The organism is Bacillus sp. MSP13, assembly GCF_000815295.1.
GTDB lineage: Bacteria > Bacillota > Bacilli > Bacillales > Bacillaceae > Bacillus > Bacillus vallismortis.
Genome location: NZ_JXAQ01000010.1, coordinates 47,090 through 70,402 on the forward strand (window position 1 = coordinate 47,090; position 23,313 = coordinate 70,402).

19 protein-coding genes, 2 pseudogenes and 1 riboswitch are annotated in these 23,313 nt (G+C 45.8%); of the genes and pseudogenes, 12 read left to right on the forward strand and 9 right to left on the reverse strand.

The window, feature by feature from the left end:
* Positions 1-11: 11 nt before the first annotated feature.
* The 4 genes and pseudogenes from SC79_RS21150 to SC79_RS10850 all read right to left on the reverse strand — a co-directional run bounded on the left by SC79_RS21150 (position 12) and on the right by SC79_RS10850 (position 3,119).
* A pseudogene (locus SC79_RS21150) lies at positions 12-265 on the reverse strand (hypothetical protein).
* A 304-nt stretch (positions 266-569) separates the two neighbouring features.
* Positions 570-695, reverse strand: coding sequence for a hypothetical protein (locus SC79_RS21535; protein WP_052245596.1), 126 nt, complete (start codon positions 693-695; stop codon positions 570-572).
* 109 nt (positions 696-804) lie between these two features.
* Entirely contained in the window at positions 805-2,037 is a 1,233-nt protein-coding gene (pepT, locus tag SC79_RS10845) for a peptidase T (protein WP_039075044.1), read from the reverse strand.
* A gap of 203 nt (positions 2,038-2,240) precedes the next feature.
* Entirely contained in the window at positions 2,241-3,119 is an 879-nt protein-coding gene (locus tag SC79_RS10850; protein WP_039075045.1) for a LysR family transcriptional regulator, read from the reverse strand.
* A gap of 131 nt (positions 3,120-3,250) precedes the next feature.
* On the opposite strand from SC79_RS10850, the gene SC79_RS10855 reads away from it, so the two are divergent.
* Together SC79_RS10855 and galE are read left to right on the forward strand one after the other, a co-directional pair.
* Positions 3,251-3,757 (forward strand): YbhB/YbcL family Raf kinase inhibitor-like protein, encoded by a 507-nt coding sequence (locus tag SC79_RS10855; RefSeq protein ID WP_039075046.1) that lies wholly within the window; start codon positions 3,251-3,253, stop codon positions 3,755-3,757.
* Positions 3,758-3,871: 114 nt separating this feature from the next.
* Complete coding sequence (galE, locus tag SC79_RS10860) at positions 3,872-4,894, forward strand: UDP-glucose 4-epimerase GalE (RefSeq protein ID WP_039075047.1); 1,023 nt, start codon at positions 3,872-3,874, stop codon at positions 4,892-4,894.
* Positions 4,895-5,516: 622 nt separating this feature from the next.
* Here the strand turns inward: galE and SC79_RS21660 are convergent.
* Positions 5,517-5,855: pseudogene (locus SC79_RS21660) on the reverse strand (DUF4352 domain-containing protein); the annotation flags it as partial.
* A 276-nt stretch (positions 5,856-6,131) separates the two neighbouring features.
* A riboswitch (guanidine-I (ykkC/yxkD leader) is annotated at positions 6,132-6,234 on the forward strand.
* 71 nt (positions 6,235-6,305) lie between these two features.
* Between SC79_RS21660 and SC79_RS10870 the strand changes: the two are divergent.
* On the forward strand, positions 6,306-7,142 hold the full coding sequence (locus tag SC79_RS10870) for a YitT family protein (protein ID WP_039075048.1): 837 nt from the start codon (positions 6,306-6,308) through the stop codon (positions 7,140-7,142).
* A 40-nt stretch (positions 7,143-7,182) separates the two neighbouring features.
* Here the strand turns inward: SC79_RS10870 and SC79_RS10875 are convergent, their stop codons facing one another.
* On the reverse strand, positions 7,183-8,640 hold the full coding sequence (locus tag SC79_RS10875) for an aldehyde dehydrogenase family protein (RefSeq protein ID WP_039075049.1): 1,458 nt from the start codon (positions 8,638-8,640) through the stop codon (positions 7,183-7,185).
* A 184-nt stretch (positions 8,641-8,824) separates the two neighbouring features.
* On the opposite strand from SC79_RS10875, the gene SC79_RS10880 reads away from it, so the two are divergent.
* The 5 genes from SC79_RS10880 (at position 8,825) to SC79_RS10900 (ending at position 13,445) form a co-directional block, all read left to right on the forward strand.
* The gene (locus SC79_RS10880) at positions 8,825-9,718 is read left to right on the forward strand and encodes a PucR family transcriptional regulator (RefSeq protein ID WP_039075050.1); all 894 of its coding nucleotides are present in this window, start codon (positions 8,825-8,827) and stop codon (positions 9,716-9,718) included.
* Positions 9,719-9,836: 118 nt separating this feature from the next.
* Positions 9,837-10,934, forward strand: a complete 1,098-nt coding sequence (gene msmX, locus SC79_RS10885) for a maltodextrin ABC transporter ATP-binding protein MsmX (RefSeq protein WP_039075051.1) — start codon at positions 9,837-9,839, stop codon at positions 10,932-10,934.
* A 102-nt stretch (positions 10,935-11,036) separates the two neighbouring features.
* A complete protein-coding gene (locus SC79_RS10890) occupies positions 11,037-11,765 on the forward strand; it encodes a ZIP family metal transporter (protein ID WP_039075052.1) in 729 nt (242 codons plus the stop codon).
* A 219-nt stretch (positions 11,766-11,984) separates the two neighbouring features.
* A complete protein-coding gene (locus SC79_RS10895) occupies positions 11,985-12,338 on the forward strand; it encodes an Ig-like domain-containing protein (RefSeq protein ID WP_039075053.1) in 354 nt (117 codons plus the stop codon).
* 267 nt (positions 12,339-12,605) lie between these two features.
* Positions 12,606-13,445 (forward strand): polysaccharide deacetylase family protein, encoded by an 840-nt coding sequence (locus SC79_RS10900; protein ID WP_039075054.1) that lies wholly within the window; start codon positions 12,606-12,608, stop codon positions 13,443-13,445.
* Positions 13,446-13,457: 12 nt separating this feature from the next.
* Here SC79_RS10900 and SC79_RS10905 read toward each other — a convergent pair whose 3' ends face one another.
* From SC79_RS10905 to cimH, 3 genes are all read right to left on the reverse strand, one after another.
* Positions 13,458-13,661 (reverse strand): hypothetical protein, encoded by a 204-nt coding sequence (locus tag SC79_RS10905; RefSeq protein WP_039075055.1) that lies wholly within the window; start codon positions 13,659-13,661, stop codon positions 13,458-13,460.
* Between the two features lie 57 nt (positions 13,662-13,718).
* Entirely contained in the window at positions 13,719-15,407 is a 1,689-nt protein-coding gene (locus SC79_RS10910; RefSeq protein WP_082022669.1) for a M56 family metallopeptidase, read from the reverse strand.
* 123 nt (positions 15,408-15,530) lie between these two features.
* On the reverse strand, positions 15,531-16,883 hold the full coding sequence (cimH, locus tag SC79_RS10915; protein ID WP_039075056.1) for a citrate/malate transporter CimH: 1,353 nt from the start codon (positions 16,881-16,883) through the stop codon (positions 15,531-15,533).
* Between the two features lie 559 nt (positions 16,884-17,442).
* Here cimH and cydA point away from each other — a divergent pair.
* From cydA to cydC, 4 genes are read left to right on the forward strand one after another with little or no spacing between them, the layout of a single operon-like run.
* On the forward strand, positions 17,443-18,846 hold the full coding sequence (cydA, locus tag SC79_RS10920; RefSeq protein WP_039075057.1) for a cytochrome ubiquinol oxidase subunit I: 1,404 nt from the start codon (positions 17,443-17,445) through the stop codon (positions 18,844-18,846).
* Positions 18,833-19,846, forward strand: coding sequence for a cytochrome d ubiquinol oxidase subunit II (cydB, locus tag SC79_RS10925; protein WP_039075058.1), 1,014 nt, complete (start codon positions 18,833-18,835; stop codon positions 19,844-19,846). Before cydA ends, cydB begins: the two co-directional genes overlap by 14 nt.
* On the forward strand, positions 19,846-21,549 hold the full coding sequence (cydD, locus tag SC79_RS10930; protein WP_039075059.1) for a thiol reductant ABC exporter subunit CydD: 1,704 nt from the start codon (positions 19,846-19,848) through the stop codon (positions 21,547-21,549). Before cydB ends, cydD begins: the two co-directional genes overlap by 1 nt.
* The gene (cydC, locus tag SC79_RS10935; protein WP_039075060.1) at positions 21,546-23,273 is read left to right on the forward strand and encodes a thiol reductant ABC exporter subunit CydC; all 1,728 of its coding nucleotides are present in this window, start codon (positions 21,546-21,548) and stop codon (positions 23,271-23,273) included. The genes cydD and cydC overlap by 4 nt, the downstream gene beginning before the upstream one ends.
* Positions 23,274-23,313 lie beyond the last annotated feature (40 nt).

A 23,313-nucleotide genomic window follows, 5' to 3' on the forward strand; every position in this document is an offset into this window, starting at 1 on the left:
GAAATATCGTGTTAGGAAAGATTCATCCGGCGCTTTTGGCGGATGGCGTCAAGGTCGATTAGGTTGTTTTGATGAGGTGCGGCTGCTGGCTGAGGGCTTGTCTTTTGCGGTTTGCGGCGATTGTCTTTGCTGAAAGAAAAAAGAAGATAGCCGCATAATGCGATGATAACAACTAGGATCATGTTACATACCTCCCAAAAAAGTTTTGGTATTCTCTATTGTACGGATAGATGGTCAAAAAGTATTCAAAAAATTCAAAATAAATCCAGTATTACATAGCTGCCCCTCTAAAACAGTCTAACCTGATAGCCTGAAAATAGTCTTATATCATGGTGATTTCTCTTGTTGGTGATTGGTTCTATCGTTACTATCGACAGAAAAATAAATCCCTTTATATTACTTTTAACCTAAATTTATGTGATTCAAAATTCCTGTTTTTGGATGGTTTTTTTCGTGCTTGTTTGATGTATACCCTATTTTACGCAATTGAACACAAAAAACCCAAATCACGGAGCATTTGGGTGGTACGAGGAAACGCAGATAGTGGTTTTGGGGAATGGGATGACTGATTAGAAGAAGCGTTTGAACATTTTTCTGATTTTTTGAAATGCGCTTGATTTCTTTTGGATGATAGGCGGACGGGTCATAAACCATTTTTTTAATAGACTTTTTGCAGCGATTGCATGTTTTGTCATTGTTTCTCCTCCTCAACCGTTGATATTTGTTTTACGGAGGACGCATGAGAAATGTTTCATTTTCACGTAAAAAACCAGTCCTTTTTTGGACTGGCTTTGGCATTAGGCATTATGCCTGTTCTTCAAACAGCTTTGCAATCTCAATGATGACGTTGACGGCTTTGACCATGTTATCGGCTGAAATGTATTCGAATTTGCCGTGGAAGTTTTCTCCGCCGGTAAAGATGTTTGGCGTCGGGAGTCCCATATAGGACAGCTGGGAACCGTCCGTTCCGCCGCGGATAGGAGAAATTTTTGGTTCGATGCCGAGGTTTTCCATCGCTTGCTTTGCAATGTTGACGATTTCGATGACAGGTTCGATTTTCTCTCTCATGTTGTAGTATTGATCGTTCATATCAAGCTGAATCCGGTCTTGCCCGTATTCGTTTTGCAATTCCTCAACGACACGCTTCATCGTTTGTTTTCTGCTTTGGAAGTTCTCTTTGTCAAAGTCTCTGATAATGTAGTGAAGCTTTGTTTCTTCTACATCTCCTTGAATGGACAGCAGGTGGTAGAATCCTTCATAGCCGTCTGTATACTCAGGTGCTTCGTCTGCAGGCAGCAGGCTGTTGAGCTTCATCGCGATTTTCGCGGAGTTGATCATTTTTCCTTTTGCAGTGCCGGGGTGTACGTTGTTGCCTTTAACTGTGATTTTTGCGGCAGCGGCATTGAAGCTTTCGTATTCAAGCTCGCCAAGCGGGCCGCCGTCAACTGTATAGGCAAAGGACGCATTGAATCGTTTCACATCAAATTTGTGCGGCCCTCTGCCGATTTCTTCATCAGGCGTAAAGGCCACTCTGATGGTGCCGTGTTTGATTTCAGGGTGTTTGATGAGGTAATCCATGGCTGTCATGATTTCGGCAATCCCGGCTTTATTGTCCGCGCCGAGCAGGGTTGTGCCGTCTGTGGTGATGAGTGTGTGGCCCTTATAGCCAGTTAGCTCTGGGTATTGATCAGGTGACAGGATGACCTTCAGCTTTTCGTTCAGAACGATGTCTTTTCCATCATAGCTTTCAACGATTTGCGGATTGACATTTTTGCCGGTAAAGTCTGTGGCGGTGTCAACATGGGCGAGAAAGCCGATTGTCGGCACGTCTTTATTTGTATTGGAAGGAAGAGTCGCCATGACATAGCCGTTTTCATCAATGGTTACCTCTTGCATGCCGATTGATTTCAATTCATCAACAAGCATATTTCCTAACGTCAATTGGCCGGGTGTGGAAGGGCAGGTGTCGACCGATTCATCAGACTGCGTGTCGACTTTTACGTATGTAGTAAACCGTTTCATGATTTCTTCTTTCATTTCCAATCATCTCCTTTGTCTTATCTTATCATGGCGGGACGAGAGATTTCTATTGCACAATACCGTTACGAATGGCAAACACGACTGCCTGTGTCCGGTCTTGGAATATAGGGGCTCATCGCCATGTCATCAAATCCTTTCTGTATGAAGCATAGCGAATATTGGAAAAGAAAACGTCAACCGGCAGATTGATTTTTCAGATGCTATACTTGTTCGCGCTGCATAAAGTCATGTAACATGGCGTGAAAGTGCTGAATGTCCTCGCTGTTTCTTTTCCACATCATAAACGTCTGGGACGCCGGCAATTTAAGTTGCGGGGGCGTGCTGACAGCCATCAGCTTTTTTTCTGCCTCTTCCTGCTTGATGATGTAGGTGGGGAGGAATGATGCCCCCATTCCCGCTTTTATCATATGGACAGCCGCATCAATCTGCCCGGCAGCCATCGTTTGAAGGTGAGGGTAATGTGAACGGATGTTGTATAAAAAAGCATCCTCATATGCAGGATGATCATGCGTGAGAAGCCGATAATGGCTGAAGACAGAAGCAGCATCAGCAGTCGTGTTTTCCTGGAAAGGAGCCGCCAGACACAGCGTGCCTTCGCATATGTGCTGATAATAGAGCGTGTTTGCGTTCGGATCTTTCCGCGACAAACCAATATCAGCTTCATTTTGTTCCACCGCTTTTTTGATCTCATCAGATCCAGCCACATGAGTTGAAAGTTCAACATGCGGGTGTTTTTGGATATAAGTCGGGAGAAAACGAGGCAAGATATAGGACGCAATGTAGGGATGGACGGCCAGTGTAAGTGAACGGCTGTATCCCTGCTTCCATTGGCTGACTTTTTGCTTTCCCGCTTGGTATACATGGATCATTTCTTTGGCATAAGGCAGAAACAGCCTGCCTTCGTCAGTCAGGACGACGCGTCTCCCGGGATGCAAAAACAGCCGCATGTCCAGTTCATTTTCTAATTTTCGTATATGTTGAGAAACAGCCGGCTGGGTGAGGTAAAGACGCTCAGCCGTTTCTCTGAAGTTCTCTGATTCCGCTGCGACGATAAAGGTTTGCAGCCATTTTAAATCCATAACTTATCTCCTTCACTGCAAGTAATCAATAACAAATTGTTAAGTGAACATACGCATTTGCTTTTCACTGATTATACATCCATTCGTTTAGTATACCTATAGAATGAGAAAATAGAGAGAGGGATTCATATATGAACATATACGTAGAAGCAAATCCGTATTTACATGACAAGTTTTCAAAATACACTGATGAAAAATATAAAAGAGAAGGGAATCCATTTGTATCCTTTCCGATTCGTTTTGAGGACGTCCCGCCCGGCGCAAAGACGCTCGCGCTTACTTTCATTGATCATGACGCCATTCCCGTATGCGGATTCAGCTGGATTCACTGGACAGCGGCAAACATTCCGGCGCGCATCGCAGAACTTCCTGAGCATGCGAGCGAGGAAAGACAGGACTTGATGATACAAGGGCAAAACAGCTTTGCTTCACCGCTTGCGGGAAGCTGCAATCCAAAGGTGATTCATCAGTATTGCGGGCCGACACCGCCTGACAAGGATCATGCTTACACGCTGACGGTCTATGCTTTAGACACAGAGCTGAATCTTCAGCAGGGCTTTTATATGAATCATCTCTATCAGGAAATGAAGGGGCACATTCTCGCTGAGATCTCTATTGAAATACTGGCAAGGGTGTAAGAAGAATATGAACAAATGATTAATAAACGATTAAACTTCTTGAAAATGGATGTGGAAAGCTTCTGAAAACTTTATAATAGTAAACAATACATTCTCTTTAGGAGGTTATACTTCATGGCAATACTTGTTACAGGCGGCGCGGGCTACATCGGAAGCCACACATGTGTTGAATTATTAAATATCGGCTATGAGATTGTCGTTCTAGATAATCTGTCGAATAGTTCGGCTGAGGCGCTGAACCGCGTCAAGGAGATTACAGGAAAAGATGTAACGTTCTATGAAGCGGATTTATTGGACCGGGAAGCGGTAGAAACAGTCTTTGCGGAAAACGAGATTGAAGCTGTGATTCATTTTGCGGGGTTAAAAGCGGTCGGTGAGTCTGTTGCGATTCCGCTCAAATATTATCATAATAATCTCACAGGAACGTTTATGTTATGTGAGGTCATGGAGAAATACGGTGTTAAGAAAATCGTGTTCAGTTCGTCCGCGACAGTCTACGGCATTCCGGAAACATCGCCGATTACGGAGGACTTTCCGTTAGGCGCGACCAATCCTTATGGACAGACAAAGCTTATGCTGGAACAAATTTTGCGTGATCTATATACAGCCGACAATGAGTGGAGCGTTGCGTTGCTTCGTTACTTTAATCCGTTCGGCGCTCATCCAAGCGGACGGATCGGTGAAGACCCGAACGGCATTCCGAATAACCTCATGCCATATGTGGCGCAGGTAGCGGTAGGCAAGCTGGAGCAATTAAGCGTATTCGGAAATGACTATCCGACAAAAGACGGGACAGGCGTACGCGATTATATTCATGTCGTTGACCTCGCAGAAGGCCATGTCAAAGCGCTGGAAAAAGTATTGAACACCACAGGAGCCGAAGCATACAACCTCGGAACAGGCACAGGCTACAGCGTGCTAGAAATGGTCAAATCCTTTGAAAAAGTGTCAGGAAAAGAGGTTCCGTACCGTTTTGCGGACCGACGCCCTGGAGACATTGCGACCTGCTTCGCAGATCCCGCAAAAGCCAAGCGGGATCTGGGCTGGGAAGCAAAACGCGGCCTTGAGGAAATGTGCGCCGATTCCTGGAGATGGCAGTCTTCTAATGTGAATGGGTATAAGAGTGTAAAATCATAAACAAAAGGACTGGGGGTTCCCCCAGTCCTTCTTTCTATTGATCTAAGTTTACTTCAAATGTAAATGGATTGATTGTTATATCGTAATTTTCGGAAGATCCTTCTAACATAATTTTTGCTGTTTTGCTTTCAATTTTAGGGAAAACAATAACCCCTTCAGTGTTAACTCCTGGTAAGATTTCACTTTGAATTTTAGGATAACTTGATAGGTCGTCTTTACGCTCAAGCTGTTTATTATCAGCGATGATTTTGGCATTGAAGTCATAAAAGTTGATTTCATCTTGTGATTTGTTTTCTATCTTAACATAAAGACGAGTTTCTTTTTCCGCAAGTTCAACTTTTTGAAGCGTAAGTGCAAATCCGTGCTGGTTCTGTGTTTTATCCACGTTAATTGTTTTTTGAGCTGGGGCGAAAGCTGTTGCATAGTCGCTTTTTTCAATGGAATCGGCAATGATTCTCGGCGCTGAAACAGAACCACCCAATGCGTTTTCACCATCATATTTATCTTTCACGGTACCGACTACATGAATAATATCGTCATCTTTAATATCTAAATCAGAGTCGTCGCTCATAATAAGTGTATTCTTGCTTAACTTTTCCGGATTGTTATAGCCTTGAAGGTATGTGCCATCGTCGTCTTGTTCAACGTCAAAAACCTTTACATACAGATCGACTTTATAATTTTTAAATTGATCGGCATTAGTATATAGTTTTTCTATATCAGCCTTTTGTACTGTTTTTGTTGACTTTTTAGAATCGGAGCCAGTTGTAGTAGAAGCTTGAGAGTCTTCGCTGTTTCCGATGTTTGCAAGAATGATAATGACTACTATCGCTAGAATAAATGTAATGATTTTATGCCTCATAAAAAAGTTGCGTTGATCTTTACCGCAATTGGGACATTTCTTAACACCTTTTGCGATCTCTTGGCCGCAAGCTTTACAGTGTAGTAGCTTTCCTGACATTATATTTCCTCCTATGTAATTAATTTCTTTAAACATATGTTCTATTTTGCCTATATATTTTCATGTAGTCAATGATAAATCGGAAAAAATATTTTAATTTATATCTTATTAAAAAGGCACTTTTTATCATATCGGCCGAATCTTTCATTTATTAACAGATAATGATCTTTTTTGTTTCTCTTAATCTAATGAATAAATCATCGCAAATACCCCTTGAACCAATTCACACCGTCCCTTATAATGCTAATATTGGAAAGTAAAGAAGATATGATAAAAACAGTGGTTTTCTAGGGTTCCGCAATGCATATTGGACTGTGACCGAGAGAAAACACATAACAGCCTTGCTGTTATGACACGGTGGGATAAAAGCCCAGGAGTTTCTGCTCTTTTTGCGAGAGCGTACTCCTGGGTTTTTTTGTTGATACTATCTGGAGAAGGAGTGTTTTCGTGATGAAAAAAAGAATACTGGATGTGCTTATGCTTGTAATTGGCGCTTTTTTCTTCGCGCTTGCGGTGAATTTGTTTGCGATTCCCAATGACCTTGGGGAAGGCGGGGTCACAGGGATTACGCTGATCTTGTATTATGTATTTGAATGGTCTCCTGGGATAACAAACTTTATCTTAAATGCGTTTCTGCTTTTAATCGGCTACAAGTTTCTGGACGGTAAAACCACTGTCTATACCATCATTGCCGTAGCGGCGAATTCGCTATTCCTCCATCTGACACATGGGTGGAGCACGCCGTCTGATGAATTGATCATCAATGCGATTTTTGCGGGTGTATTTGCGGGAATCGGTATTGGCATGATTATTCGTGTCGGCGGGACGACAGCCGGTTCTGCGATTCTGGCGAGAATCGCTAATAAATATTTAGACTGGAATATCAGCTATGCGCTCTTGTTCTTTGATTTAATTGTGGTATTCAGCTCTTATTTTATTATTGGCGCGGAAAAAATGATGTTTACGATCGTGATGCTGTATATCGGTACGAAAGTGATGGACTTCATTATTGAAGGCTTGAATACGAAGAAAGCGATTACGGTCATTTCGGAACATAAGAGTGAGATTTCAGAGCAAGTAAATACCTTGATGGATCGGGGCGTGACGATTTTATCAGGGAAGGGGAGCTATACGGGCCAGTCAAAAGAGATTTTGTATATCGTCGTTAACAAACAGGAGCTGTCCATGCTGAAGAAAATCATCAGAAGCTGCGACAAAAAAGCGTTTGTGATCGTTCATGACGTACGCGATGTGTTTGGCGAAGGGTTTGTTGATATATCGAAATAAAGAAAATCCCTCTGCGGGTGAAGCAGAGGGATTTGTTCGTTTAGAACGGATACTTGCGGTATTGCTTCTGAATCGAAATCCATTTTGTCACGGTAAACTCCTCGACCACCCAAGGGTTTCCGAAGCGGCCGACACCGCTTGCTTTGTTTCCGCCAAAGGCGATGTTCGGCGAATCATTGACAGACTGATCGTTGACATGGGTCATGCCGCTGTCAATTTGCAGAGCGAATGTTTCACCTTTTTCTAAATCAGAAGTGAAGACCGCCGAGCTGAGCCCGTATTCAGTATCATTTGCCATATCAATCGCTTCCTGATCGCTGGAGGCTTTGATAATGGTGGCGATCGGGGCGAACAGCTCGGTTTGGGCAATTTTGCTGTTGTTGTCAGCACCGACGAAAACATACGGTGTGAGTACGTTTCCGACGCGTTTGCCTTCAACCGCAAGCTCGATGCCGTCTGCTTTTGCCTGTTCAATGATTTCCAGCGCTTTCTCGATTTGGCCCTCGTTGATCAGCGGGCCGACTACGGTTTTCGGATCGGTTTGATCGCCGTACGGGAGTTGTTTGACACGGGCGGTGAATTTTTCAACAAACTCATCATACACATCTTGGTGAACGATGATCCTGTTGATAATCATGCAGATTTGTCCCTGGTGAATAAACTTCCCGAAAATTGCTGCGTCTACAGCACGATCGACATCCGCGTCTGAAAGGACGGCAAATGGGTTGTTGCCGCCGAGCTCAAGGGCCATTCGTTTAAAGTTACGCCCGGCGATTTCACCGATGTGGCGTCCAACCGCGGTTGATCCCGTAAAACTGATTAATCTAGGGATTGGATTTGTCAGCATGCCGTCACCGATTTCTTTTAAGTCCGTCAACATGACGTTAAGGACACCCGCAGGAAGACCGGCGTGTTCGAACGCTTTCGCAATGATCGTTCCGCCGGAAAGAGCGGTTTGAATATCAGGCTTGTGAACAATGCTGTTTCCTAGCGCGATTGCGGGAGCAATTGTTCTCATTGATAAATTCATCGGAAAATTAAATGGAGAAATCGATGAAATCACGCCGAGCGGAAGGCGGTAAATCTTATTGATTTTCCCTTCAATGTCAGATGGAACCTCTTTGATACCGCCTAATTCACCGGTATACGTGATGGCTTCATCTATAATTGCAATGGTTTGTTCAAGCTCAATTGTCGCTTTAATAATGGTTCCGCCCGTTTCGCGGGAGATCATCATAATGATGTCATCACGATTTTCCTCTAAATAACCGCGTGCTTTTTTCAGGACTGCTTTTCGGTCTTCCGTTGTGCTCTTGGCCCACTCTTTTTGCGATCGCTGTGCAATGTCAAACGCATCCTCCAGCTGCTTGTTTGTTGCCAGAGATGCTGTTGTAATCACAGACTGGTCGTATGGATTCAAGATATCCTCCGTACGTCCGCTTTCCCCTTCTGTCCATTTTCCATTGATAAAACTTTTGTTTAACGCTTCTAAAGCCATTGATGATCATCCTCCTTTTGTCCTGCATTACTATTCTATTTCCGTTGAGACCGATATGTAAACGAATCGGCTTTCCCTTTCAGTTTCTCGTCTTCCTGTGCCGGATATACGCTTTTTTATTGGAGAACTTGTGTGTTTCGCCTTATACTGGAAATACAGATCCTTACATAAGAGAGGAGACCATATGAAATCGCTGCTGTCTATTTATCCCGGTTCGATTGTGTCTGAAGAGCTTTGCGTACAGGATGGCTGTCTCTGTTTTTTTGATGAGAACAACCAGAGATATATTTCCATTCCGAAAACAGAAATTAGCGAAAAAGAGTTATTGCTGCTTCAGTCATTTTTGACGCCTGCGGATGAGGTCAATCAAATGTCTTTGAAGTCGCCGGAAGAAAACAAGTGGTTAGCATTTCTATTTTCGAGAGGGGAAGTGCCGGCGAATACCAAGAAGCGGACGAGATTTGTTCATTTTCATTTGATCGGCAAAATAGAGCGGACGTCATTTGCGGAAGCGGTTCGCCATTTTTGGCCGGTGCCTTTTGTGATTGTGTGGATGCATGAGGACAGAGGCGTGATTGTCGAGCAGGAAAGTGAAGCGGCGGCGGGGAAGGATGAACTGGAATCGCTTGCTAAGGTCCTCGAGAGTGATTTCTACTTCAGTGTCCGTTTTTACGCTGGTAGATTTTATGAAACGGATGAAAGCCTTCGTACACATTACACCCGCGAACAGACGTATTTTCTCTTTGCAGAAAAACGGCTGCCTCAGATGCAGAGTATGACCTTTGAGGTCATTTTCCCCATTTTATTATTGGGAACAGAAAAAGAAAAGCTGAAAACGCAGCTCTCAGAAGAAGCTGAGCTTTTATTTGAAAATGAGCCTGAGCTGAGAAAGACCATCAAGCTCTATATTGAAAACAACTCAAATGTGACGTTAACGGCGAAACAGCTGCATCTGCACCGCAACAGCCTGCAATATCGAATTGATAGATTTATTGAGCGGTCGGGGATAGACATTAAAACATATAAAGGCGCGCTAGTCGTTTATTTTATCTGCTTGCAGAGCGAAGGTTCAGAATAAATTGGAAATCTGCACGAAAAATGGCTGCTGATTTTATGAACCCTGCCCATTTCAACGATATGGAAATGCTGTTACACTCGAATTAAGAAAGCGTTTACAATTACAAGGGGGATATAAGATGGCTGAATTGCGGATGGAGCACATTTTTAAATATTATGATCAGAAGGAAGCGGCTGTTGATGACTTTAACCTTCACATTGCCGATAAGGAATTTATCGTATTCGTCGGCCCGTCCGGCTGCGGAAAATCAACGACGCTGCGGATGGTGGCAGGACTTGAGGAAATTACAAAAGGCGATTTTTATATTGAAGGAAAACGGGTAAATGATGTAGCGCCAAAGGACAGGGATATCGCGATGGTTTTTCAAAACTACGCGCTCTATCCGCATATGACGGTCTATGATAACATCGCATTCGGGCTGAAGCTTCGGAAAATGCCAAAGCCTGAAATCAAAAAAAGGGTAGAGGAAGCAGCTAAAATTCTCGGGCTGGAGGAATATTTGCACCGTAAACCGAAAGCGCTCTCAGGCGGACAGAGACAGCGGGTCGCGCTAGGCCGTGCGATCGTGCGGGATGCAAAGGTATTCCTGATGGATGAGCCTTTGTCAAACCTTGACGCGAAGCTGAGGGTGCAAATGCGGGCGGAAATCATCAAGCTCCACCAGAGACTGCAAACCACAACGATTTACGTGACGCATGACCAGACAGAAGCGCTGACGATGGCGACACGGATCGTGGTCATGAAAGACGGAAAAATCCAGCAGATTGGGACGCCGAAGGATGTATACGAATTCCCTGAAAATGTGTTTGTCGGCGGTTTTATCGGATCACCGGCAATGAACTTTTTCAAAGGAAAGCTGACGGAGGGCGTCATCAAAATCGGTTCTGCCGCATTAACCGTTCCGGAAGGAAAAATGAAGGTACTGCGTGAAAAGGGCTACATCGGGAAAGAGGTTATCTTCGGCATCCGTCCAGAGGATATTCATGATGAATTGGTTGTCGTGGAGTCATATAAGAATTCTTCAATTAAAGCGAAAATCAATGTCGCAGAGCTGCTCGGTTCTGAAATCATGATTTATTCGCAGATTGATCATCAAGATTTTATTGCGCGGATCGACGCCCGTCTAGATATTCAATCTGGAGATGAGCTGACGGTTGCGTTTGATATGAATAAAGGCCACTTCTTTGACAGTGAGACAGAAGTGAGAATTCGATAGGTTCAGAAAACCGGACATGGCGACATGTCCGGCTTTTTCTTTCTCTAAGGTTTACAGAAAAAACCGCAGCGGGTAGTGGTTGGTAAGAAAGGGGAGATAGAGATGTGGCATGCGGCAATGTGGGGCGGGATCTCAGGCTCTGCTGTTTTGCTGGGCGCGCTGGCGTCCATGTTTTTTTCGATTCGCAAACAGATCATCGGTTATATTATGGCTTTTGGCACAGGCGTATTAATTGGCGCGGCGGCTTACGAACTTCTCGGGGATGCAGTGGCTGAAGGCGGAATTGTATCGACAGGCGCCGGATTTATTGCGGGAGCGGTCGTTTTTACGATGTTTGATTACGCGGTTTCTAAAAGAGGCGCGTCACATAGAAAACGATCGGGACAAGCAGCTGCCAGCGGCGGAGGAATCGCCATTTTTATCGGAACCGTCATGGACGCTGTACCCGAATCGATTATGATTGGCGCTAGTCTTCTTGAGGAACAATCGGTCAGTCTCCTTTTGGTGATTGCTATATTTATCAGCAATATACCTGAAGGGCTGTCCAGTACAGCAGGCATGAAAGGCAGCGGGTATACGAGAAAGAAAATTTTGCTGCTTTGGGGCGCGGTGCTCATGATTTCAATTCTCGCTTCATGGTCAGGGTATTTCTTTCTCGACGGCGCTTCTGAAGAAGTAATGTCAGCAATCGCGGCGTTTGCGGGCGGGGGAATCATTGCGATGGTTGCGTCGACGATGATGCCCGAGGCGTACGAAGACAGCGGTCCGATGACAGGTTTAATCGCTGCACTTGGGCTGTTAACCTCGCTGGTTCTGAATCAGTTTCCTTAACCTTATTAATCTAGTTTTGATAAACAGCGGTTTTCTAGCTACATCATATTGAAAATATTAGCTTTCACTCGTATATCCATTTAGTTTATATACAATTTATTCCAATTTATAATCTTCTAAAAGATGTTCACAGTTATTTAACAATTATTTACAAGGTATAAATTACTTTTAGTGGAATTTATACTGTGCAACAAAAAATATGACAAAGGAGTGTTTCAAATGAATGTTAAAAAAACTATTGTTTCCGCGTTATCGATTTCTGCATTAGCTTTATCAGTTAGTGGGGTGGCATCAGCGCATGAAATAAGCTCCTCTCCTGTGACAGATGCTAAGAATATTACTGTTTCTCCGTCACACATTATAAAGATTCAAAATTATAATTTGCCGCCGTTACACGTAGGGAAAACAGCCTCTGTTTACAATTCAGTAGCGACTGAATATTGGTCAGATAACTCATCTGTTGCATCTGTAGATCCATATGGTACAGTTACAGCTAATGCAGTGGGAACAGCGAATATTACTTTATATAAAGGGAATAGTGTGCTCGGTGTTGTACATGTGAGAGTTTGGTAAACTTAAAGGGAGCATCTGCTCCCTTTTTATTGTTTCTAATTTAAAAAGCGGAATGCCCCTTTAGCCGCTCTTTATTTGTGAGCGCTATTCCCCGATGTCAGTGCCTCGATAGAACAATTACTATCTCCGAGTATTCAGTAATCTTTGCTGCTAATTTATCTAATATTAATAAACTATATTGAATAACATTCCTATCTCTTGCACTTGAAAATCCCAGAAAAAAACCGATGAAAAAGGAGGAAGAAATAGACAGAAAGCAGGAGAACAATGAAACGATTGATGGTAATCATATTTCTTTTGGGGAGCTGCTTGGCTCTGGCGGCTTGCGCTGATCAAGAGGCGAACGCGGAGCAGGAGATGCCGAAAGCGGAACAACAGAAACCGGAAGAAAAAACAGTACATGTTCAGAAACAAGAAGAAGATACATCCACATGGATCAAAACAGAGAAACTGGCAAAGCTGCCGATTTTGATGTACCACAGCATTTCCTCTGGAAACAGCCTCCGTGTCCCAAAGGGAGAATTCGAAGCGCATATGAAGTGGCTGCACGATAACGGCTATCAGACAGTAACGCCAAAAGAGGCATATCTTATGCTGACGCAGGATAAAAAACCGAGTGAGAAATGCGTATTGATCACGTTTGATGACGGATACACCGACAATTACGAGGACGCGTATCCGGTGCTGAAAAAGTACGGGATGAAGGCGACGATTTTTATGATCGGCAAATCGATCGGACGTAAGCATCATCTGACAGAGGACCAAATGAAAGAAATGGCGCAGAACGGCGTATCAATTGAAAGCCATACAATTGACCACCTTGAACTGAACGGGTTATCGCCTGAACAGCAGTACAGTGAGATGGCTGATTCGAAAAAGCTGTTTGACAACATGTTTCATCAGGAAACCTCCATGATCAGCTATCCGGTAGGGCGCTACAATGAGGAGACGCTGAAGGCAGCCGAAGAAACGGGCTATCAAATGGGTGTGATGACAGAACCGGGCGCGGCATCGAGAGACCAGGGAATGTACGCCCTCCACCGAGTGCGCGTATCTCCGGGCATGTCGGGCGCGTCATTTGGCGCGTACATCGAATCGATGAAATGAAAAAGGCGGCGTTTAAACACCGCCGTCTCCTCCTCCGCCACATCCGGAATCGCTGAAGCCTCCGTCATTGCCGCATCCATTATGGTGCGAGCCATGATCTGAATAACCGAAAAAACCACTGTCCGCCTGCTGGCGGCTTTTGTTTTCCGAGGGCTGCGGCTGTATGACTGAAAGAAAAACGATAATAGCTATAATCAATAAGATGATCACAATCACTTCTCATCACTCCCTTTTTTCACCATATCTGTTATACGGATGAAGTGGAGATCGGTTTCACTTCAAAGAGATTGATTCTTTCAGCCGGTCTCTGAGCCAGCGCTTCAGCACCCCGTGCCCTTTATTTGACAATAATGTGCTGACACGCCAATACATAGGGGGATGTGGTGCGAACTGAAAATCAATGAACCTGAAAAGCCAGCTTTTATCGCGGGTGAGAGAGTCGATCTGAAGCTCGTCTTCATCTGCCTCAGCGCTGTAGGCGCTTTGTTTCTGTATATCCTCATCCTGCCGAATCGCCAAGATCCTCAAGGCTTCGGCCATTTGGCTGTACCCGCCTTCCAGCAGTGATGCGCCAAGGTTGTCGGCGCGCACCTCCATCCATTGTGAACAAAAGGATTGATACAGCTGAAACAAAAGGATGATTGTCATAATGAAAGCCCAAAGCGCGATTTTGTAAGCCTCGGGGTGGGCGACATGCCGCTGAAATAAGAGGATGATGCCAACGACGGCTCCAAGATATAGAAAACGCAAAAGTTGTGACGACAGAACATCACGTTTTTTAATATGAATCGCTTCATGGGCCAGAACGCCTTCGATGACACGCTGCGGAAGTGTTAGTGTGGCGCTTGTCAGAATGACCATTGACCTTCCGACATTCACGCCGACTGCCATTCCGTTGTAATCATCACTCTCCGTTTCGTATATGCGGACATGGGAAATGCCGGCCTTGCGGAAAATCTTGTCGGCCGCTGCCTGTACATGCGGGTGATGACAAGGCCTGGCGTCCATTGCCGCCCGCAAAACACGGTCTGACAGATACATGTTGAATACCCAGTACAGCATCACAGCACCGCCCATGATCCAAGGGGAGGCATGTAATGCGTATAACGCGAGCACCAATAAGGCGTAAGCTGATACGCCTTTTACGCTGGCGGCAAAATAAAGCTTCCCAAGCAGCCGCTTCACATTTTTTCTATGATAAAACGGCAAAACAGAAATCACAGTGTCCTCGTTGTTTTCCGAATCTGTGTATTCCCGGAGAATCGCTTTCCACCTTTGCGGTTCCTTCACCGTCAAAAACACCGTTTCACCGGGAAGAGACAGCTTGATGACCTGCTGAAAGCTTGTGGTCAGATCCAAACGGGATGAATACATCGTCAGAAGCGGGTGAAGCTTTAAGAGGTCAGCCGTTGATTCAAGCTGAATGCCTTTCAAATCAGTAAGCGGGTATGTACGGGTTTCATAACGAGAGCTAATGTGCAACTTTTCTAAGGACGCCGAATACAAAACGTTTACACTGAAGACATTCCATATTCGTTTCACCAGTGCCCCTCCGCCGGAAATCACACCCAAAAGAATCACATATTTGAGAGGGCTTGAGTCGGGCCCGTAGATGAAAAAAATAATGGCGCCCGCAAACACTGCGGCGGTCAGTGTGACGTCTGATAGAAGGCGTGTTTTGTTTCTGGCAAGCTCGATTTCCTGCCAGTCTCCCGTTGGTGTTTCCGCGCGCTTTGAGACAGTGAGATCCATGGCGGTCCAGTAACAGTAAAACATGGTCGCGATCGAGACAATGCCGTCCATGAATGATTGATGAGAGAAGGTATACACAGCAACACAAACCCAAAGAACGATATCGATCCAGAAGTCTATGACCGGAATGAGTTTTGCTGCCAGGGCTGATATCAAATAAAGTCCCAGCCCGAGAATCATATAGAGAAATAGATGTGTTCCCATAAGCATGCCAGAGTCCTTTCTATCTAGTATTTCCAACTATTACTATAGCATGGCGCGGGAACTTGCAAAAACAGGAATATGCAAAAAAAGCAAGCTCTTTCGTTTGACGAAGAACTTGCTTGCGGTGCATCAATAAAACTGGTGAAGCAGCAATAAGGTTAAGGACACTGTAATCGCTCCCCCGATTCGGGTAGATACCTGGGCGAATGGCATGAGTTCAAGCCTTTCGGCGGCGCTTAAAATGGCGACGTCCCCGGTGCCGCCTTGTCCTGAGTGGCATGCATTGATAATGGCGGTCTCAATCGGATACATGTTCAGCCACTTTCCAGTGAAAAAGCCGACGGCCATCATGGTCACAACGACAGACAGAATGGTTATGATATTGCTGAGGTTAAAAGCGGCGACAAGCTTGTCCCACGGCGTCATGGACACCCCGATCGCAAAGAGCAGCGGGTAGGTCACAGCTGTTGAAAAGAAGCGGGACACCCCAAACGCGCCATTTTCAATTGAGGCGGGCGCCAATCTGAACAGTTTAATCAGAACAGCCAGTAACAGCATGGCAACGGGTGCCGGAAATCCAAAAAAGTCGTGAGCGAGCATGCCGACTAAGTATAAAGAAACAGCAAGAATACCGCCTGACGCAAATAAGGAGAGGTTGAACATTTGCTGTCCGCTTTGCGATTCCTCCAGCGCAGGGTGCTCTTCCTCGGATTGGTCCACTTTGCCGTTGCCTGTCCATTCCGGTCTTTTTTTTCCGATTCTGTTCAGCAGCCCCGAAAGAATGATCGCGCACAAGCTGCCCAGCATAATGGACGGCAGAACAAGTGCAAACGCTTCCCCTTGAGACATGGGCATGATGTCGGAATACCCGATGGACAGCGGGATAGCGCCTTCGCCGACACCCCCGGCCATGATCGGAATGACGATGTACAGCAATGTGTGCTGAAATCCGAGCCCGAGTAATGTGCCGACAGCCAGTCCGACAATAGCGGCCGCGACAGAACCAACAATAAGCGGAATAAAGATTTTCATAAATGCTTTTACGAGTGTTTCTCTTTTCATGCCGAGGATGCTTCCGACGACAATCCCGGCGATAAATAAGTAAAGGAAGTTTGAGTTTTCTGTAAATTCTGTGGTGGATTTGACGATATCATTTGGCAGCAGGTGATAGTAGACGACAGCGGACGGAATAAACGTAGCTAAGATGGCCGGGCCGCCGATAGAACGAACAATCGGTATCGATTTGCCGATTTGGGCAAAGGTAAACCCGAAAAATGCCATGACGGCAATGGATGTCAAGATGTCACTTTTTACATCGTGATGCATCACAAAAACTGTGATTAATATAAACAGCAAGGCATACACAGGAAGCGGTATGATGCCTACTTTTATATTCATGGCTCTCGCAAACCAATTCTCTTTTCGAACCCCTTCTTGAATTGTATCCGTTTGCAATTGCAGTTGTGTTTGAAGCTCTCCCATTGAAAAACCCTCCCCTATTCTTGATGCAGTGAAATAGTTCACTACAACAAATATACTAAAAAATTGAAATTATTAATATATTAAAATTTTACTATTATACCTTTCGGGTTCTCCCGCTCCAAAGGAAAAGAGGCGTTCTGACTAAAAACGGTCCATGACGGAGTGCTGAGAAACGAGTGCGGGTGCCGGATAAGCATTTTATTCGCAAGCAGCGGAGTATTGATGTACGATGATAAAGGGTCATTTATCCTAGCAGCCGTCAAAAAACATCAACAAAATAGACAACAATCCGTCACATAATATGGGACTTTTTAGGTATTTTAGACTTTATTTTTGAAATAAATCGTTGTAAAGTACTTAATATGAACCAGGAAGAGAATGTGTCATTAGATCAACCTGGCAATCTGGCATCAGATCGGTTCATCTTTTGACATGTTTGTGAAATATTGAACAAATATTTTTTTCGTCTACTTTGTGAATTGATGATCAAAGCCTTGGTTTAATTTGTGAAGTAGTGAGCAAGTAGAATCAGTTTTTACCCGGAAATGGAGGAGAAAGCATGAGTGAATTGGTTTTAGCCCGCATTCAATTTGCATCAACAACGTTGTTTCACTTCTTGTTTGTGCCGTTGTCTATCGGGCTTGTGTTTATGGTTGCGTTGATGGAGACTCTTTATCTTGTGAAAAAAAATGAGCAGTACCTCAAAATGGCAAAGTTTTGGGGGCACTTATTCTTATTAAATTTTGCAGTCGGTGTTGTAACGGGGATTTTGCAAGAGTTCCAGTTTGGTATGAACTGGTCTGATTACTCCCGTTTTGTCGGAGACGTATTTGGCGCTCCGCTTGCGATTGAAGCATTACTGGCGTTTTTTATGGAATCTATCTTTATCGGTTTGTGGATTTTCGGATGGGACCGCCTGCCGAAAAAAATTCACGTTCTCTGTATTTGGCTCGTTTCATTTGGAACGATTATGTCGTCTTTCTGGATTTTAACCGCAAATTCCTTTATGCAGGAGCCGGTCGGCTTTACGATTAAAAACGGCCGCGCGGAAATGAACGACTTTGCCGCACTGATCACAAACCCTCAGCTTTGGGTTGAGTTTCCGCACGTCATTTTCGGTGCGCTTGCCACCGGAGCTTTCTTTATCGCCGGTGTGAGTGCTTTTAAACTATTGAAGAAAAAAGAAGTGCCGTTTTTCAAGCATTCTTTTAAACTCGCAATGATCGTCGGCCTTTGCGCAGGTCTTGGCGTCGCACTTAGCGGCCACGCGCAGGCTGAGCACTTGATGGAATCTCAGCCGATGAAAATGGCTGCCAGTGAAGGCCTTTGGGAAGACAGCGGTGACCCTGCTGCTTGGACAGCTTTTGCCATGATCGATACAAAAAATGAAAAAAGCTCAAATGAAATCAAAGTTCCTTATGCATTGAGCTACCTGGCGTATCAAAAATTCAGCGGAAGTGTCAAAGGGATGAAAACTCTTCAGGCTGAGTACGAAAAAATATACGGAAAAGGCGACTATATTCCGCCTGTTAAAACGACATTCTGGAGTTTCCGTATCATGGTTGGCGCAGGTGTTGTCATGATTGTTGCCACGTTAGGCGGCCTTTGGCTAAACCGCCGCAAAAAACTTGAAACCAGCAAATGGTACTTGCGATTGATGATCGCCTTGATTTCCTTCCCGTTTATCGCCAACTCCGCGGGCTGGATTATGACAGAAATCGGGCGTCAGCCGTGGACGGTCATGGGCTTGATGACAACCGCTCAATCCGTGTCGCCTAACGTAACAGCGGGCTCCCTGTTATTCTCAATCATCGCATTCGGTGTGATGTACTTGATTCTGGGCGCACTGCTTGTCTTCTTATTCGTCCGTGAAATTAAAAAAGGCGCGGAGCATGGTGATCATCATGATGTTCCTGTATCAACAGACCCATTTAGTCAGGAGGTATACCATGTCTCTTCATGATCTTTGGTTTATACTCGTTGCTGTATTGTTTGTAGGTTTCTTCTTTTTGGAAGGCTTTGATTTCGGAGTCGGCATGGCGACCCGTTTTCTTGGCCATAATGAATTAGAGCGCAGAGTGCTGATCAACACGATCGGGCCGTTTTGGGACGCGAATGAAGTATGGCTATTGACTGGAGCAGGCGCCATTTTCGCGGCGTTTCCGAACTGGTATGCAACGATGCTGAGCGGTTATTACATTCCGTTTGTCATTGTGCTGCTTGCGTTAATGGGCCGCGGGGTCGCGTTTGAGTTCCGCGGCAAGGTGGAGCATGGAAAATGGGTGAAGATTTGGGACTGGGTCGTTTTCTTCGGCAGTCTGATTCCTCCGTTTGTGCTCGGTGTATTGTTCGCGACATTATTCCGCGGGATGCCGATTGATGCCGATATGAACATTCACGCGCATGTATCCGATTATATCAATGTGTACTCTGTACTTGGCGGTGTGACTGTAACACTTCTTTGCTTTTTACATGGATTAATGTTTATCACACTGCGTACGATCGGTGATTTGCAAAAACGCGCCCGGAACATGGCGCAAAAGATAATGGGTGTTGTTTTTATAGCGGTTCTTGCCTTTGCGGCTCTTTCTGCCTATCAGACAGACATGTTTACACGCCGCGGCGAGATTACCATTCCGCTCGTTGTTTTGATTGTCATCTGCTTTATGCTGGCGGCTGTCTTTATCCGTAAGAAAAAAGACGGCTGGACATTTGGGATGACTGGCGCGGGGCTGGGGCTGACGGTAGGGATGATCTTTATTTCATTATTCCCTCGGGTCATGGTCAGCTCCCTTCAAAGCGCGTACGATTTAACAGTAGCTAACGCTTCTTCCGGTGATTATTCGCTTAAAGTCATGTCAATTTTGGCGTTAACGCTATTGCCGTTTGTCATTGGCAGCCAGATCTGGAGCTATTATGTCTTCCGGAAGCGCGTCAGCCATAAGGAGCCTATGATTTATTAATGGGAAAAGACCTGTTTCGATATAAAGGAATGAAGCGAATTCTCACCGTGATTACTTGTTTAACGTTATTTCAGACAGCCGCCATTATCATGCAGGCAGAGTGGCTGAGTGAAGCCGTAACCGGGCTGTTCAACGGGAAGAGCGTGGCCTCCCTGTTTCCGGTGATCGGCTTTTTCCTCATCGCTTTCGTCGCCCGACACGGGGTGGCGGTGGCGCGCCAGAAAATCGTCTATCAATATGCTGCCCGGACAGGAGCAGATGTGAGAAAGAGTTTTCTTGATCAGCTGTTCCGGTTAGGTCCCCGCTTTGCAAAGAAAGAGGGGACGGGGCAAATGGTGACGCTGGCGATGGAAGGCATCAGCCAGTTCCGCCGTTACCTTGAGCTGTTTCTGCCGAAAATGGTCAGCATGGCGATTGTGCCTGCGGCTGTTGTCATTTATGTGTTTTTTCAGGATCGCACATCAGCCCTTATTTTGATTGCGGCGATGCCGATTCTCATTATTTTTATGATTCTCCTCGGTTTTGTCGCGCAGAGAAAAGCGGATCGCCAGTGGAAATCCTATCAGAGGCTTTCCAATCATTTCGTTGATTCTCTTCGCGGGCTGGAGACATTGCGTTTTTTGGGTTTGAGCACCTCGCACAGCAAAAACATTTTCTACGTGAGTGAGCGGTATCGCAAAGCAACGATGAGCACGCTTCGGGTGGCATTTTTATCTTCATTCGCGCTCGATTTTTTCGCCATGCTGTCGGTGGCAACAGTTGCCGTGTTTCTGGGCCTGCGCCTGATTGACGGCGATATTTTGCTTGGTCCGGCTTTAACGGCGCTTATTCTCGCACCTGAGTATTTTCTGCCGGTGCGGGAAGTGGGAAATGATTATCATGCGACGCTGAACGGACAGGAAGCAGGCAAAACCATTCAAGAGATTTTGTCGCAGCCTGGTTTAAAAAAAGAGGCGCCGCTTCAGCTTGAGGCTTGGTCCGATCAGGATGAGCTGAAGCTGTCAGGCGTGTCAGTCGGCAGGTCAGTGTCCGATATTGATCTGTCATGCAAAGGCAAGAAAAAAATTGGCATCATTGGCGCAAGCGGTGCGGGAAAATCAACTTTAATTGATATCCTCGGCGGGTTTTTGGAGCCAAATGGCGGTACGATAGAGGTCAACGGTTCAGAACGGTCCCATTTGCAGGATGGCAGCTGGCAGAAAAACCTTCTATATATTCCGCAGCATCCGTACATTTTTGATGATACACTGGCGAACAACATTCGCTTCTATCATCCAAGCGCTTCAGATGAGGATGCGGCCCGCGCAGCTGCCGCGGCGGGACTGGCAGAGCTGGTGGACAAACTTCCGGACGGACTAGAGGGACGAATCGGGGAAGGCGGCCGGGCGCTCAGCGGCGGCCAGGCTCAGCGTGTCGCCCTGGCCCGCGCCTTTTTGGGAAACCGCCCGATCCTGCTGCTGGATGAGCCAACCGCCCATCTTGATATCGAAACAGAATATGAAATCAAAGAAACGATGCTGGATTTATTTGAGGATAAGCTCGTCTTTCTCGCGACTCACCGCCTTCACTGGATGCTCGATATGGATGAAATGATCGTGCTGGACGGGGGCAGGATTGCGGAAATCGGGACTCACGATGAATTGCTGAAGAAAAACGGTGTGTACGCCAAACTCGTGGAGGCACAACTGGGGGAAAGAGCATGAAGAAAGAAGAATGGATTCTGCCATATATCAAGCAAAATGCCCGTCTGTTCGTTCTGGTTATCCTTTTGGGCGCGGTGACAATTTTTTCTGCTGCTTTTCTCATGTTCACCTCAGGGTTTTTGATCTCTAAGGCGGCGACAAGACCGGAAAACATCCTGCTCATTTATGTGCCGATTGTCGCTGTCCGCACCTTTGGGATTGCACGGTCTGTGTCACGATATGTGGAACGCCTCGTCGGGCATCATATCATTTTGAAAATCGTGTCCGACATGCGTGTCCGCCTGTACAACATGCTTGAGCCGGGTGCTTTGATGCTGCGTTCCCGTTTTCGCACGGGGGATATGCTCGGCATTTTATCTGAGGATATTGAACATTTGCAGGATGCCTTCTTAAAAACGATTTTTCCTGCGATCTCAGCCTTGCTCCTGTACGCTGTTTCAGTGATTGCACTCGGGTTCTTTTCTTGGCCGTTTGCCGTATTGCTTGGGCTTTACTTGTTTGTTCTCGTTGTGTTGTTTCCGGTTGTGTCTTTGCTCGTGACAAGAGCGAAGAATGCAAAGCTGAAAAGTGGGAGAAACGTGCTGTACAGCCGACTGGCAGATGCCGTGATGGGTGTCAGCGACTGGATGTTCAGCGGCCGCCGGCATGAGTTTGTTGACTCCTTTGAAAAGGAAGAACTTGCTTGGTTTGAGCTTGAACGGAACAAACACCGCTTTATAAGATGGCGGGACTTTGCCGCACAATGCCTTGTCGCCGGCCTTATTTTGCTGATGCTGTTTTGGACGGCTGGGCAGCATGCGGACGGCGAACTCGCCAACACGATGATCGCAGCTTTCGTGCTTGTGGTGTTCCCGCTGACAGAAGCCTTTCTGCCGCTTTCCGATGCCTTGGGAGAAGTGCCTGGCTATCAGGATTCCATCAGACGCATGAACAAGGTGGCCCCTCAGCCAGAGGCGTCACAAACAGAATCAGCGGCTGAAACGCTCGATCTCCAAGATGTCACACTGTCCTTTCGTGATGTGGCGTTTTCGTATGACAACACCAGCCATGTGCTGCACGACTTTTCTTTTACACTGCGCCAAGGAGAAAAAATGGCGCTGCTCGGCCGAAGCGGGTCTGGGAAATCAACGTCGCTCGCATTAATCGAGGGCGCCTTGAAGCCGGATTCAGGATCTGTGACGTTAAACGGAGTGGAGACTGTGCTGGTAAAGGATCAAATTGCCGATGCGGTAGCTGTGTTAAACCAAAAACCGCACCTCTTTGATACAAGCATTCTGAACAACATCAGGCTTGGAAATGGAGACGCAAGCGATGAGGATGTGCGCCGCGCCGCAAAGCAGGTGAAGCTCCATGATTATATTGAGTCACTCCCTGACGGATATCATACCTCTGTTCAGGAAACCGGTATCCGCTTTTCTGGAGGGGAGCGCCAGCGGATTGCGCTCGCCCGCATTTTGCTTCAGGATACGCCGATCATTATTCTCGATGAGCCGACAGTCGGCCTTGACCCTATTACAGAGCGTGAACTTATGGATACGGTGTTTGACGTGCTGAAAGGAAAAACAATCTTATGGATTACGCACCACCTCGCCGGAGTGGAAGCGGCCGATAAAATCGTGTTTCTTGAAAACGGAAAAACAGAAATGGAAGGAACACACGAAGAACTGCTGGCGGCAAACGAACGGTATCGCCGCCTGTACCATCTTGATGTTCCTGTAAAATAGAAGGCAGCCCAAAGGCTGTCTTTTTTGTTTGAAATAGAAA

Bases quoted from the DNA above. Each gene is read 5' to 3' on its own strand.
- SC79_RS10850 (WP_039075045.1), bottom strand. From the start codon at position 3,119: ATGGATTTAAAATGGCTGCAAACCTTTATCGTCGCAGCGGAATCAGAG.
- SC79_RS21535 (WP_052245596.1), bottom strand. From the start codon at position 695: ATGACAAAACATGCAATCGCTGCAAAAAGTCTATTAAAAAAATGGTTT.
- msmX (WP_039075051.1), top strand. From the start codon at position 9,837: ATGGCTGAATTGCGGATGGAGCACATTTTTAAATATTATGATCAGAAG.
- cimH (WP_039075056.1), bottom strand. From the start codon at position 16,883: ATGGGAGAGCTTCAAACACAACTGCAATTGCAAACGGATACAATTCAA.
- cydA (WP_039075057.1), top strand. From the start codon at position 17,443: ATGAGTGAATTGGTTTTAGCCCGCATTCAATTTGCATCAACAACGTTG.
- SC79_RS10855 (WP_039075046.1), top strand. From the start codon at position 3,251: ATGAACATATACGTAGAAGCAAATCCGTATTTACATGACAAGTTTTCA.
- SC79_RS10900 (WP_039075054.1), top strand. From the start codon at position 12,606: ATGAAACGATTGATGGTAATCATATTTCTTTTGGGGAGCTGCTTGGCT.
- SC79_RS10910 (WP_082022669.1), bottom strand. From the start codon at position 15,407: ATGCTTATGGGAACACATCTATTTCTCTATATGATTCTCGGGCTGGGA.
- cydB (WP_039075058.1), top strand. From the start codon at position 18,833: ATGTCTCTTCATGATCTTTGGTTTATACTCGTTGCTGTATTGTTTGTA.
- galE (WP_039075047.1), top strand. From the start codon at position 3,872: ATGGCAATACTTGTTACAGGCGGCGCGGGCTACATCGGAAGCCACACA.
- SC79_RS10895 (WP_039075053.1), top strand. From the start codon at position 11,985: ATGAATGTTAAAAAAACTATTGTTTCCGCGTTATCGATTTCTGCATTA.
- SC79_RS10890 (WP_039075052.1), top strand. From the start codon at position 11,037: ATGTGGCATGCGGCAATGTGGGGCGGGATCTCAGGCTCTGCTGTTTTG.
- SC79_RS10875 (WP_039075049.1), bottom strand. From the start codon at position 8,640: ATGGCTTTAGAAGCGTTAAACAAAAGTTTTATCAATGGAAAATGGACA.
- cydC (WP_039075060.1), top strand. From the start codon at position 21,546: ATGAAGAAAGAAGAATGGATTCTGCCATATATCAAGCAAAATGCCCGT.
- pepT (WP_039075044.1), bottom strand. From the start codon at position 2,037: ATGAAAGAAGAAATCATGAAACGGTTTACTACATACGTAAAAGTCGAC.
- SC79_RS10870 (WP_039075048.1), top strand. From the start codon at position 6,306: ATGAAAAAAAGAATACTGGATGTGCTTATGCTTGTAATTGGCGCTTTT.
- cydD (WP_039075059.1), top strand. From the start codon at position 19,846: ATGGGAAAAGACCTGTTTCGATATAAAGGAATGAAGCGAATTCTCACC.
- SC79_RS10880 (WP_039075050.1), top strand. From the start codon at position 8,825: ATGAAATCGCTGCTGTCTATTTATCCCGGTTCGATTGTGTCTGAAGAG.